Here is a 10,918-nt window from a genome sequence, read left to right as displayed (position 1 = left end):
GAGGTAGGCCTCCATCGCCGCGCCGAGGTCTGGCAGGTCCGGGTGGCCGCGCACCACCCTGGCGCCGGCGCGGCTCAGCTCGTCCGCCAGCCCGCTCAGGGCCGACAGGATGGCCCCGTCGGTGGCCGCCGCCGGGTGCCGGTCGAGGATCAGGACCCGGAAGCCGGAGAGCTTTGTCTGGCGCGGCGCCGGCAGAGCCAGGCGGTAGCCCACCGCCATGTCCACATCGGGCCCCGCCACGATGTCCAGAGCCAGGGCGAGGTCCTCGGCCGTGCGGGCCAGCGGCCCCACGACCGCCAGCGGCGCCTCCTCGCCTTCCAGGCCGGGCAGGCCATGGCCGCGGGTCGGCACGAGCTTGTAGCTCGGCTTATGGCCGAACACGCCGCAGAAGGCGGCCGGCACGCGGATCGAGCCGCCGATGTCCGAGCCGAACTCCAGCGGCACGTAACCGGCCGCCAGCGCCGCCGCCGAGCCGCCGGAGGAGCCGCCCGGCGAGCGGGTCAGGTCCCAGGGATTGCAGGTGCGTCCCCAGATCGGGTTGTTCGACTGCCAGTCGGCCAGCATCGGCGGCACGTTGGTCTTGCCCAGGATCACCGCGCCGGCGGCCTTCAGCCGGGACACGGTCACCGCGTCCTCCGCCGCGGTCATCTCGCGGAACCACTCGGCCCCCCAGGTGTGCGGCAGTCCGGCGACGCCGAACGACTCCTTCACCGTCATCGGCACCCCCAGCAGCGGCATCCGCTCGCCCGCCCGCAGCGCCATGTCAGCCGCCCGGGCGGTGGCCCGCGCCCGCTCGAAGTCGCGGACGACGACGGCGTTGATCGGCCCATCCAGCCGTTCGATCCGCGCGATGGCCGCCTCGGCCAGCTCTTCGGCGCTGACCTCGCGCGCATCGAGCGCGGCGCGCAACTGGCGGACGGTGGCGGCGGGGTAGCTGTTCAAGGCCATGGCGGTTCTCCCTGCCTTGGATTGAGGCGCCCATGGCCGGCGTCGTCAAACGCTGAGCCTTGCTTGCGCCGGCCCCGGGGCCGTGCATCTTGGCCGCAACCAACCAGAAGAGAGAGGGAGGCGCGCATGCGTCTGACGGCGCCCAGGATCCAGCCTGTCCGCGACGAGGAGCTGACCCCCGACCAGAAAGAGCAGCTGGAGCCGTTCGGCGGACGCGTGCTGAACATCTTCCGCACGCTGGTGCGCGAGCCCAAGGCGATGCGCGGTTTCATGGGCTGGGGCAACTACATCCTGTCGCGCCGCAACGGCCTGCCGGCCCGTGAGCGGGAGATCGTCATCCTGCGGATCGGCTACCTGTGCAGGTCCGGCTACGAGTGGACCCAGCACGTGCCGATCGGCGAGCGGTCCGGCCTCACCAAGGACGAGATCGAGCGGATCAAGCAGGGCGCCGACGCCCCCGGCTGGAGCGAGGCCGACCAGGCGCTGCTGCGCGCCGCCGACGAACTGCACCACGACCAGTTCATCACCGACGCCACCTGGGCCCAGCTCGGCAGGCACTTCGATCAGAAGCAGCAGATGGACGTGGTGTTCACGGCGGGCCAGTACACCCAGGTCTCGATGATGCTGAACAGCTTCGGCGTGCAACTGGACGAGGGGCAAACCCTCGATCCGGACCTGAAAGGGTTCTGAGCATGGCGGGCCGTCTTGAAGGCAAGGCCGCCATCGTCTCCGGCGCCGGCCAGACGCCTGGCGAAACCATCGGCAACGGGCGGGCCATCGCCGTGCTGTTCGCCCGGGAGGGCGCCGAGGTGCTCTGTGTCGACCGGGTGCTGGAACGGGCGCAGGAAACGGCGGCGATGATCGAGGGCGAGGGCGGCAAGGCCCTCGCCCTGCAGGCCAACATCGTCAAGGCCGCGGAGTGCGAAGCCGTCGCCAAGGCGGCCCTGGACCGCTGGGGCCGCATCGACATCCTGGTCAACAACGTCGGCATCGGCGGCGGTGACGGGCCGGCTCACCGCATCGAGGAGGCCGCCTTCGACCGCATCCTCGACGTCAACCTGAAGGGGACCTGGCTAATGACCAAGGCGGCGCTCTCGCCGATGCGGGAGAAGGGCGCCGGCGCCATCGTCAACATCTCGTCCCTGGCCAGCATCGCCGGCGGCGGGCAGGTGGCCTATGAGGTCTCAAAGGCTGCGGTGAACCGACTGACCACCTCGGTCGCCCAGGCCAACGGCCGCTACAAGGTGCGGTGCAACGCCATCACGCCGGGCCTAATGGACACACCCATGGCCATCGAAGGCATCGCCCGGGCGAGCGGGCGCACGCCCCAGGCCGTCCGCGAGGAGCGCAACGCCCGCGTGCCGCTGGGCGCCATGATGGGCACCGCCTGGGACACCGCCTACGCGGCCCTGTTCCTGGCCTCCGACGAAGCCAAGTTCATCACCGGCGCGATACTGCCTGTGGATGGAGGCGGGAGCGTGCGGATCGCTTGATGACCTCTCCGCCCGCTCAGCAGGGGGAGGTCTATTGCTCTTCCGGCGCTTCGGACTTGAAGTAGGGCTCGACCTTGCCCTCGAGCTTGAGCGTCAGGGGGTTGCCCTTGCGGTCGACCTTGTTGCCGACGGAGACGCGGATCCAGCCTTCGCTGACGCAGTACTCGTCGACGTTGGTCTTCTCCTCGCCGTTGAACTTGATGCCAACGCCGCGCATCAGCAGCGCCTCGTCGTAGAAGGGGCTCTTCGGGTGGGCGGAGAGGCGGTCGGGCGGGGTGTCGCTCATGGGGCGGCTCGCAAACTGGATTTGCGCCCCTCCTAGTGCGGCTCGGCCCCTGTGCCTAGTGGCGCAGCCGTTTCGCGATCGCCTCAGGAAGGAGGCTCCCCTCCTTGGCCTCGCCCACGGTGTCGGCCATTTCCGCGCCGCGCGCCCCCATCGGCTTGGCCGGGCCTTCGGTGCTGTCCTTGGCGGTCTGGTGCTCGATCTCGGCGTTAAGCTCGCCGCCGAACAGCACGACCACGGCCGAGAGCCACAGCCACATCAGGAAGCCGAACACCGCGCCCAGCGAGCCGTAGGTCTTGTTGTAATCCGCGAAGTTGCCGAGGTACCACGAGAACAGCAGCGAGCCGACGATCCACATCACCGTGGCCGCGACGCTGCCCCAGGTCACCCACCGCCATTTCGGCTCGTCACGGCTCGGCCCGTAGCGGTAGAGCAGGGCCAAGCCCCCCACAACCAGCGCCAGGAGGATCGGCCAGCGCAGCAGCGCAAGGGCCTGCGCGCCGCCGCCAAGGCCCAGGGCCTCCAGGGCGACCGGCACGACGACGATCGCCCCCATCGCCAGCGCAACGAACAGAATGCCGCCGAGCGTGAACGCGAGCGTCACGAGATTCAGCTTGATGAAGCCCCGCTTCTCCTCCTCGTCGTAGGCGATGTTCAGGCCTTTGAAGAGCGCCTTCATCCCGGAGTTCGCGCTCCACAGCGACAGCAGCACGCCGATGAGGAAGGTGAGGCCCAGCCCCGCGTCATTGGCGGCGGCGATACGCACCATCTGGTCGCCGATGAAGGTCGCCGCGTCGGCCGGTATGACGCCGGTCAGGCCGGCCAGGTGGCTGCGGGCCGTCTCAATGTCGGCGAACAGGCCGTAGATGGCGACGAACGCCGCCAGCGCCGGGAACAGGGCCAGGATGCCGGAGAAGGCGATGCTGCGGGCCCACGAGGCGACGTCGTCGTCGCCGTATTCCTTCACCGTCCGCCACAGAATGTCCTTCCAGCCCTTGGCGGGAATCTCTGAGGGCTTGTCCGCGCGTCGTCCCCGCTCGGCCTCGCTGTCGGCAGGCGCGTCCGTCGTGGGCTGCGGCGCGCGGGCGGAGATGGGCGGCGGAGCGAAGCTGCGCTCCGGCTCCGCCGACTGGGGGTGCGTCGACCGCTCTATGATCGGCGCGTGACGGCGCCTGCGTGCGACCAGCACCAAGCCGAGGCCCAGCCAGGGCGCGAGCCCGCGCCGACGGGAATGTCCGAGGTTCTGCTGAGCGGCCACCGTCGCTGATCCCATTGATGTTGCACGAAGTCGTGCATCACCAATGATCAGCCGCGGCGCAGCGTTCCGGAGAGCTGCGAGACCGACCGACGGATCGCCTCCCGGGCCCTCGGGCTGGTCGCCAGCGCCGCAGCGATCCCCACCAGAGCCAGGGCGGCTGTGGTGCGCAATGGGGCGGACCTCGCCCGCTGCAGGCCATAGCCGCCCACCTGGGCGGCGACGGCGGCGCGGGTGCGCATCGGCCGCGAGGCCTGTTTCAACTGCTCGAACATCCTTCGCCGGCGCGGCAAGAGTCCCGTGGGCAGGAGGGTCATGGGCTGTTCGTCCTGTATGGGCTTGGTATCGCAACGCGGCGGCCCGCGCAGCCGATCCATCAAATGAGATTCTGCGGCAAGGTGCAGCTTGCCTGCGCCTTGGGGAGGGGCAGATCGAGGCCCGGAACGGCGGGCGCCGTCGGGCCGCCGAGATCCAGGTCACCGGCGTGCTGACCGCGGGCGGCGCCGAGATCGAGCGGCGGCCTGTGACCGTCGATTATCTGCCGGCGGCGGGCGCGGCCGCGGCGGGCTGCTGTTTCACCACGACCCGGCAGCGGGCGCCCTGGAGCTGTCTGCCGACGGCTACCCCCGCGAGCCGTGATCGGTTGGAGCCATCGGGTGAACGCGGCGTTCTCAGGGGTCATCGGAGATGCACCCCCTTGTCGAATGACATTCTTGACGCCGTCGTCGTCGGCGCAGGCCCCGCGGGCCTGACCGGGGCGATCTACCTCGGCCGGTTCAAGCGCAACTTCCTGGTCCTCGACTCCGGCGACAGCCGCGCCGCCTGGATCCCGGTCAGCCACAACCACCCGGGCTTCCCGGACGGCGTGAACGGCCTGGAGCTTCTGCGCCGGATGCGGGTGCAGGCGGAGAAGTACGGCGCGCGAATTCGCCCCGGCCGGGCCCAGGCGCTGAAGGTGGAGGACGACCTCTTCCGCCTGGCCGTCGACGGGGAGGAGGTCCGCGCACGGAACGTGCTGCTCGCCTGCGGAGTGGACGACATCGAGCCGCCGCTGCCGGACATCGAGGGCTGCGTGCGTGAAACCCTGATCCGCATCTGCCCGATCTGCGACGGCTACGAGGTGCAGGGTCAGAGCGTCGGCGTCATCGGGGAGGGCGCGCATGCCGCCCGCGAGGCGATATTCCTGACGACATACTCGGACCGCGTCGCCCTGATCCACATAGGCGATCCCTCTACGCTCGAGGGCGCCGAGCGGGACAAGCTGGCCAGGGCCGGCGTGGAGGTCATCGAGACGTCCTGCGAGCGGGTGGTGCTGGAGAAGGAGAAGATCCAGGCGCTGCACTTCGGCCCAGGTGAGCCGCGGCGCTTCGACGTCATATACTCGGCCATGGGCGTGCGCCCGCGCACGGAGTTGGCCCAGCAGGCGGGCGCCCGCCTCGACGGCTCCGGCCGGCTGATCGTCGGCGACCACCAGGAGACCAGCGTGCCCGGACTGTACGCCGCCGGGGACCTGGTGCGCGGCCTAAACCAGATCAGCACCGCCGAAGGGGAGGCCGCGATCGCGGCCACGGACATCCACAATCAGCTGCGCTCGCGGGGGATCTAGCGCCTCAGGCGCGCACCCATAAGTGCCTAAGCCTGCACATCATTTGGGCAGACTGCGGAACGCGTCCGCCGAGTCCTCGTTCTCCCAAGCCAGAAAACGGCTTGCGGAGTTGTCGATGCCCTCTGAGGCGGAGTTCGGATATCGCATAGAGCCTTGCGATGAGGGTTGGGCCTGGAGGGCGTACGACGTGTCCGGTGAGGTGCAGGCCAGCGGGGAGGCGCCGACCAAGGCCATCGCCGCTGCCTGCGTGATCCGGGAGATCGCGCGGTCGGCCGAGCCAGCGGAGTCGGGCGCCGACTGATCCCGGCTTTGGCCGCGCGCGCCGCCAAGGATGTGGCATAGTCCGCGGCCGATGAGCCCCAGCGAGCCGCCCGAGCAGGCCCAGACGCCCAGACGCGCCCGCGGGCGGGCCGAGGTGCTGTTCTACCGTCTGCTGGGGTTCGCCTTCGTGGGGCTGGGTGCGATCGGGGCGGTCCTCCCCCTGATGCCGACCACCGTCTTCCTGCTGCTGGCCGTGTGGGCGTTCGCGCGGGGCTCGCCGGAGCTGGGCGAGCGGCTCTACGCCCACCCCAGGTTCGGGCCGCTGCTGCGGGACTGGGACGAGCGGCGGGCGATTCCGGTGCGCGCCAAAGTCATCGCGGTGATCGGCATGGCCGTGGGCCTGGGGATCGTCATCTGGCGCTCCGATGGGCCGCTCGCCCCGGCGATCGCCTCGGTGGTCGTCCTGGCGGGCGCCGCTTTCGTCCTCACCCGTCCGAGTTGATCGTCGGCCGCCCGCCCGGCGCCTTGCCAGTGGGCGTTCGCTGCTTTATCTGCACGCGCCAAGTGATCGCGCCGGCATCACCTGCTCTGGCAGCACTCGAATGCTGCGAGTGCCAAAACAGCCTTTATTGTCTATTCATACGAGTCGGCGCCACACTCGACCTTGTGCGTTGTATGTTCGATGCGACCAAGTCGAGGTGAATAGATGACCGCTTCGATCGAGTTCCGTAAGCAGCTCGAAGGCTACGGCCTGACCACGGCCGAGATCCTCTACCACATGCCCGACCACCCGGCGCTTCTGCAGAGCTACATCTGGCAGGAGTACGACCTGTTTCCGAAGTTCCCGGTGCTCCACAAGTTCCTGGACTTCTGGTCCCACAAACTCGACGGCATGCTGCACTCTGTCACCGTCGCCCACGCCCGCCTGATCCGCCCGGCGGAACTCAAGGCGGTCGGCGCGAGCTTCAAGCTGAACTGAGCAACCGGGCGCCCCGATGACGTCGCTCGATCGGCGGCGCTAGGCTGAGGCCATGACCTTCGCCAAGCGGCTGCGCGCGCCGATCATGCGCGGCGAGGTGACCTGCAGCGTGCGGATCTGGATGACGCCGCGCGTGCGGGTCGGCGGGCGCTATCCGCTCGGGCCCGGTCATGTGGAGGTGACGGGCCTCACCGAGATCGATCTGGCGGACGTGACGCCCGAGCTGGCGCGGCGGTCCGGGTTCGACAGCCTTGAGGACCTGATGGCGACCGCCCGGCACGGCCGGGGCGAGCGGGTGTTCCTGGTGAATTTTATTTACCAAGCAGAAGGGACCGGGGGCGGAGGATGAAGCGGGCCCTGCCCAGCCTGAGGAGCTATCCCGCGGACCGGCCCCGACCGCGACGAAAAGCGCCAAGACAACAGGCGGTTGTTATGTCAAAAACCTTGCCGGAGCTGGGGGCGGCTCTTGGGCGCCGAAGAGCGTCAGGATGGAGAGGACGCCCCATGGCGAGACGCGAGATGCACCTCGTGGTCGGCGGACGCCTTCCCAAGATCCCGCTCGGCGTCTTCAACAGCAAGGAACTGGCCGAGGCCTACTGCGCCCGCCACAACGCCTGGTACGGCGCCGAGCACCCGCTGAGCCCGCTGGAAGTGCGGCCGGTGGAGGTCGATCCCGAGCCGTTGCCGCTGGGCGAACCGCGCAAGGACGAAGCCCACCAGCAGGTCGTCAGGCTGGCCGCCATCGGTCCGATGGAACGCCGGCCGGAGCTGCGGCCGCAGCAGCGGGAGGCGGGCGAGCCCCTGCGGCTTCGCCGCTCCTGACCCAGGCGCCCACGCGCCCCCTCGACATCGTCCGCGTTCGAGGGGATTGATCGCCGCCGGTCCTTCCGTGCGGGATCTGCAGCCATGCGCCAGGCGCTCACCCAAATCCGCGTAGAGACCCCTGGCCGCGGCCTGGTGGAGATCACCCGAGACGTGCGCCGCTGGGCGGAAGCGCAGGGGATGGCGGAGGGGCTGCTGACCCTCTTCTGCCGGCACACCTCCGCATCCCTGACCATCCAGGAGAACGCCGACCCGGACGTGCGGCGCGACCTGGAGGCCTTCTTCGACCGCATCGCGCCCGAGGACCCCGGCCGCTACATCCACGACGCCGAAGGGCCCGACGACATGCCGGCCCACATCCGCTCGGTGCTGACGGGAGTGCAGCTGTCCGTTCCGCTGAGCGGGGGACGTCTGGCGCTGGGGACCTGGCAGGGCGTCTACCTGTTCGAGCACCGGCGGGCGCCGCATAGGCGCGAGGTCGTGCTGCACCTCCTGGGAGAGTGACCGGAACAAAGCGGCGCCGCAGTTGTTCCGTCACAAACCTAAACGGGAGATGCCTGATGATCCGCCCCCTTCTCGTCGGCGTGGCCGCCGTCGCCCTGACGCTCTCTGCTTGCCAACGTAACGAGACCGAGACCGCCGAAAGCCCCGGTCAGACCGAACCGGTGAACAAGGCGCAGGACGCCATGAGCGCCGCCGTCGGTACGGTGTCGGCCGCCACGCTCGGCCAAACGGTCGAGGGCTATGTCACCAACGCCGCGATCAGCGACATGTACGAGATCGAGGCCGGCAAGCTGGCCCAGGAAAAGGGCCAGTCTCCGGCCGTGAAAGAGTTCGGCGGCATGATCGTCAAGGATCACACGGCCTCTTCGACTGAGATGAAGCCGCTGGTCACCGCGGCCGGACAGACGCCCCCCACCGAAATGGACGAGCGCCGCAAGGGCATGATCGACAACCTGCGCGCGGCCTCGGGCGCCGACTTCGACCGAACCTTCATCACGCAGCAGATCTCGGCCCACGAAGAGGCGCTGAACCTGCACAGCGGCTTCGCGCAGGACGGCGGCGACGCCGGGTTGAAGGCCTTCGCGACGAAGACCGCGCCAGTGATCCAGAAGCACCTCGAGCACGTCCGCGGCATGCAAGGCGCGGCGGAAGCGGCCCCGGCAGGCGCGGCGGCGCCGGCCAAGTAGATTCACTTTCGCCCCGCCGCGTCGGTTGGACGCGCGCGGCTGTCGTATATCCGTAGGCGGGGCGCCATTGGTGCGGCGCCCGCCTACGGCGAGTAGATGACGAGCCCACACGACCCCGCCTTTGTCGGGCTTTCGCTGCTGGTGGCGGTGCTGGGGTCGTGGACGGCGCTGGACCTGTTCCGGCGTGTGCGCGCGCACATCGCCCAGGCCCGGATGATCTGGCTCTCCGCCGCCGCGGTGGCGATGGGCGTCAGCATCTGGTCGATGCAGCGGTCAGGAGGCGACGTCGCGGGCCGCCGAGCTGGTGAGATGGTCCAGCTCGATGAGCGCGTCGGCCAGCCGCAGCACGGCGGCGACGTCGTCGTGCAGTTCGACCAGCGCCTGCCGGCTGGCGGCGGACTTGCGATAGTCCGGCGGCTCGAAGAGGTCGCCGCCGGCCGCCTTCGACATCACCACGGTGAGGCGGTTGTCCTCGGCCAGCGCCAGTGGGCGCACGAAGCCGGGCAGGCCGCTCAGCGCCATGAACCGTTCCATGAAGGCCGGCGTCAGCAGGGCCCGGGCGGAGATCTGGTCGGTCCCATAGACCTCGTACTGCGCCTCGAAGGCCGGGTCCTCCAGCCGCACCCGCTCGGCTCCGGAGCTTCGCATCCGGTCGACGAGGTTGCCGAAGGCGCCGCCGTCGGCGATCACCGCCGTCGTGCCGGAAAGGCCACGGGGCAGCTCGAGCTCGGTCACCAGCCCGTCGAAGACCGTGCGGCGGTTCTTGCCGGAGCCGACGGTGAGCTTCAGCTCGACAATGCGCACTGGCACGCCGCGGTAAGTCCCATGGATCTCGTCCTCGGCGGTGGCGGCGTCGAACTCGCGGAAGATCCGCTGACGGCGCAGCGCGGCGAGGTCGGGCGAGATCGCGGGGCGGTAGCTCAGCGCGCCGAACTGGGCGGCGAGCGCCGGAAGCACCTTGGCCTTGTAGCGCCTGCGATAGGCCTCGCTGAGCTTGTGCGCGGCCCAGAAGTAGCCCACCGCCCCGCCGCCGAAGGTCAGGGTCAGAAGGTCGACGATGTCGCTGGGGTCGTCGCCGAACAGGCCCGCGATCCAGGCGGCGAGACCCAGGGCCACCCCGGCCGGGACGCCGAGCGCCGCCCGGGCCGAAATCCGTCGCGCGGTCTCGGTGCGCACGATCTCCAGCTCTCTCAGCGTGTCCCCAAGCAGCGCCGCCAGCTCTTCGGCCTTGGCGCCGTCCACCTGATCGTCGCGAGGAGGGCGGAGCAGGGTGAGCAGGGCCCAGGCGCCCAGCCCGGCGAAGAGCAGCGAGGTGAAGGCGGCGGCGAACAACCCGCCGATCAGGTCCGCGGCGTTCGAGGCCCGGGCGAGGACGGCGACCACCAGTGCGACGAACACCGCCGCTGCGGCGACCAGGACGCCCATCAGCGCAAGGCCGGCCCCGCGGCTCCGCGGCGTCCCGGCCGCCGCCGGGCTAGAGGTGGTCGGTGGCATTGACCGGCGCACGCACCTTGGCCTCCACCTCGAAGAACGGCGGCGGCGTTCCAACGCCCGCCAAGCCGGCGAGGAGCTGGCCGGGGAAGATCTGGACGGCGTTGCGCAGATCGGCGACGGCGGCGTTGTAGAAGCGGCGGGCGGCGGCGATGTTGGTCTCGACCTCCTGATAGCCCCGCTGCGCCTCGATCATCGGGGCATGCGACTGCAGCTCGGGATAGTTCTCGGCCACGGCGAACAAGGCGTCCATCCGCGCCCCAAGCGCCGCCTCAGCGCTGAACTTCTCGGCGATCTGAGGATCGCCCGGCCGCACGGGACCGGCGGCGCGGGCGCGCAGTTCGGTGATCTCCTCGAGCAGCCCCTTCTCGTGCTCCATGAACCGGCGGGCGATCGCCAGCAGGTTTGGGATCAGGTCGTGGCGCTGGTTGAGCTGCACGTCGATCCCGGCCAGGGCCTCGCTGACCCTGTTCCTGCGGGTGACGATGACGGCGTACCAGACGTAGAGCCCGATCAGCGCAACGGCCAAGACGAGCCAGAGCCAAAGGTTCATTCGACGTCCCCCAGACCGCGGTTCGTGGAACCTACCA

The 10,918-nt window shown here is 69.9% G+C and carries 15 protein-coding genes; 9 read left to right on the top strand and 6 right to left on the bottom strand.

Annotated features, from left to right (window positions below):
* On the bottom strand, positions 1–948 hold a 948-nt coding region (locus VHK87_RS18780), incomplete at its 3' end, for an amidase family protein (RefSeq protein ID WP_329636422.1).
* A 126-nt stretch (positions 949–1,074) separates the two neighbouring features.
* Here VHK87_RS18780 and VHK87_RS18775 point away from each other — a divergent pair.
* Positions 1,075–1,638 carry a carboxymuconolactone decarboxylase family protein gene (locus VHK87_RS18775; protein ID WP_329636421.1) on the top strand — a complete coding sequence of 188 codons (564 nt, stop codon included), beginning with the start codon at positions 1,075–1,077 and terminating at the stop codon, positions 1,636–1,638.
* A gap of 2 nt (positions 1,639–1,640) precedes the next feature.
* On the top strand, positions 1,641–2,441 hold the full coding sequence (locus tag VHK87_RS18770) for an SDR family NAD(P)-dependent oxidoreductase (RefSeq protein WP_329636420.1): 801 nt from the start codon (positions 1,641–1,643) through the stop codon (positions 2,439–2,441).
* 31 nt (positions 2,442–2,472) lie between these two features.
* On the opposite strand, the gene VHK87_RS18765 is transcribed toward VHK87_RS18770, so the two are convergent.
* From VHK87_RS18765 to VHK87_RS18755, 3 genes are read right to left on the bottom strand one after another with little or no spacing between them, the layout of a single operon-like run.
* Entirely contained in the window at positions 2,473–2,727 is a 255-nt protein-coding gene (locus tag VHK87_RS18765) for a DUF3297 family protein (protein WP_329636419.1), read from the bottom strand.
* Positions 2,728–2,782: 55 nt separating this feature from the next.
* Positions 2,783–3,982 carry a YihY/virulence factor BrkB family protein gene (locus VHK87_RS18760; RefSeq protein ID WP_329636418.1) on the bottom strand — a complete coding sequence of 400 codons (1,200 nt, stop codon included), beginning with the start codon at positions 3,980–3,982 and terminating at the stop codon, positions 2,783–2,785.
* Positions 3,983–4,029: 47 nt separating this feature from the next.
* Entirely contained in the window at positions 4,030–4,296 is a 267-nt protein-coding gene (locus VHK87_RS18755) for a hypothetical protein (RefSeq protein WP_329636417.1), read from the bottom strand.
* Positions 4,297–4,676: 380 nt separating this feature from the next.
* On the opposite strand from VHK87_RS18755, the gene VHK87_RS18750 reads away from it, so the two are divergent.
* The 7 genes from VHK87_RS18750 (at position 4,677) to VHK87_RS18720 (ending at position 8,837) form a co-directional block, all read left to right on the top strand.
* Entirely contained in the window at positions 4,677–5,585 is a 909-nt protein-coding gene (locus VHK87_RS18750) for an NAD(P)/FAD-dependent oxidoreductase (RefSeq protein WP_329636416.1), read from the top strand.
* A 352-nt stretch (positions 5,586–5,937) separates the two neighbouring features.
* Entirely contained in the window at positions 5,938–6,348 is a 411-nt protein-coding gene (locus VHK87_RS18745; RefSeq protein ID WP_329636415.1) for a YbaN family protein, read from the top strand.
* A gap of 204 nt (positions 6,349–6,552) precedes the next feature.
* Positions 6,553–6,825 carry an usg protein gene (locus tag VHK87_RS18740; RefSeq protein ID WP_329636414.1) on the top strand — a complete coding sequence of 91 codons (273 nt, stop codon included), beginning with the start codon at positions 6,553–6,555 and terminating at the stop codon, positions 6,823–6,825.
* A gap of 52 nt (positions 6,826–6,877) precedes the next feature.
* Entirely contained in the window at positions 6,878–7,174 is a 297-nt protein-coding gene (locus VHK87_RS18735; protein ID WP_329636413.1) for a hypothetical protein, read from the top strand.
* Positions 7,175–7,329: 155 nt separating this feature from the next.
* On the top strand, positions 7,330–7,647 hold the full coding sequence (locus VHK87_RS18730; protein WP_329636412.1) for a hypothetical protein: 318 nt from the start codon (positions 7,330–7,332) through the stop codon (positions 7,645–7,647).
* Positions 7,648–7,731: 84 nt separating this feature from the next.
* Positions 7,732–8,151, top strand: a complete 420-nt coding sequence (locus VHK87_RS18725; protein WP_329636411.1) for a secondary thiamine-phosphate synthase enzyme YjbQ — start codon at positions 7,732–7,734, stop codon at positions 8,149–8,151.
* A gap of 56 nt (positions 8,152–8,207) precedes the next feature.
* On the top strand, positions 8,208–8,837 hold the full coding sequence (locus VHK87_RS18720; RefSeq protein ID WP_329636410.1) for a DUF4142 domain-containing protein: 630 nt from the start codon (positions 8,208–8,210) through the stop codon (positions 8,835–8,837).
* A 273-nt stretch (positions 8,838–9,110) separates the two neighbouring features.
* On the opposite strand, the gene VHK87_RS18715 is transcribed toward VHK87_RS18720, so the two are convergent.
* Together VHK87_RS18715 and VHK87_RS18710 are read right to left on the bottom strand one after the other, a co-directional pair.
* Positions 9,111–10,331: a DUF3137 domain-containing protein gene (locus VHK87_RS18715; RefSeq protein WP_329636409.1), complete on the bottom strand. Its 1,221-nt coding sequence runs from the start codon at positions 10,329–10,331 to the stop codon at positions 9,111–9,113.
* Entirely contained in the window at positions 10,312–10,881 is a 570-nt protein-coding gene (locus VHK87_RS18710) for a LemA family protein (protein WP_329636408.1), read from the bottom strand. The genes VHK87_RS18715 and VHK87_RS18710 overlap by 20 nt, the downstream gene beginning before the upstream one ends.
* Positions 10,882–10,918: the final 37 nt, after the last annotated feature.

Origin of the sequence: Phenylobacterium sp. (assembly GCF_036263695.1) — a bacterium.
In the GTDB taxonomy this organism is placed as follows: Bacteria; Pseudomonadota; Alphaproteobacteria; order Caulobacterales; family Caulobacteraceae; genus Phenylobacterium.
The sequence above is the reverse complement of the archived record's forward strand: the minus strand, read 5'-3'. Positions and strand labels throughout refer to the sequence as shown.

Bases quoted from the DNA above. Each gene is read 5' to 3' on its own strand.
- VHK87_RS18775 (WP_329636421.1), top strand. From the start codon at position 1,075: ATGCGTCTGACGGCGCCCAGGATCCAGCCTGTCCGCGACGAGGAGCTG.
- VHK87_RS18770 (WP_329636420.1), top strand. From the start codon at position 1,641: ATGGCGGGCCGTCTTGAAGGCAAGGCCGCCATCGTCTCCGGCGCCGGC.
- VHK87_RS18765 (WP_329636419.1), bottom strand. From the start codon at position 2,727: ATGAGCGACACCCCGCCCGACCGCCTCTCCGCCCACCCGAAGAGCCCC.
- VHK87_RS18755 (WP_329636417.1), bottom strand. From the start codon at position 4,296: ATGACCCTCCTGCCCACGGGACTCTTGCCGCGCCGGCGAAGGATGTTC.
- VHK87_RS18745 (WP_329636415.1), top strand. From the start codon at position 5,938: ATGAGCCCCAGCGAGCCGCCCGAGCAGGCCCAGACGCCCAGACGCGCC.
- VHK87_RS18740 (WP_329636414.1), top strand. From the start codon at position 6,553: ATGACCGCTTCGATCGAGTTCCGTAAGCAGCTCGAAGGCTACGGCCTG.
- VHK87_RS18735 (WP_329636413.1), top strand. From the start codon at position 6,878: ATGACCTTCGCCAAGCGGCTGCGCGCGCCGATCATGCGCGGCGAGGTG.
- VHK87_RS18730 (WP_329636412.1), top strand. From the start codon at position 7,330: ATGGCGAGACGCGAGATGCACCTCGTGGTCGGCGGACGCCTTCCCAAG.
- VHK87_RS18725 (WP_329636411.1), top strand. From the start codon at position 7,732: ATGCGCCAGGCGCTCACCCAAATCCGCGTAGAGACCCCTGGCCGCGGC.
- VHK87_RS18720 (WP_329636410.1), top strand. From the start codon at position 8,208: ATGATCCGCCCCCTTCTCGTCGGCGTGGCCGCCGTCGCCCTGACGCTC.
- VHK87_RS18715 (WP_329636409.1), bottom strand. From the start codon at position 10,331: ATGCCACCGACCACCTCTAGCCCGGCGGCGGCCGGGACGCCGCGGAGC.
- VHK87_RS18710 (WP_329636408.1), bottom strand. From the start codon at position 10,881: ATGAACCTTTGGCTCTGGCTCGTCTTGGCCGTTGCGCTGATCGGGCTC.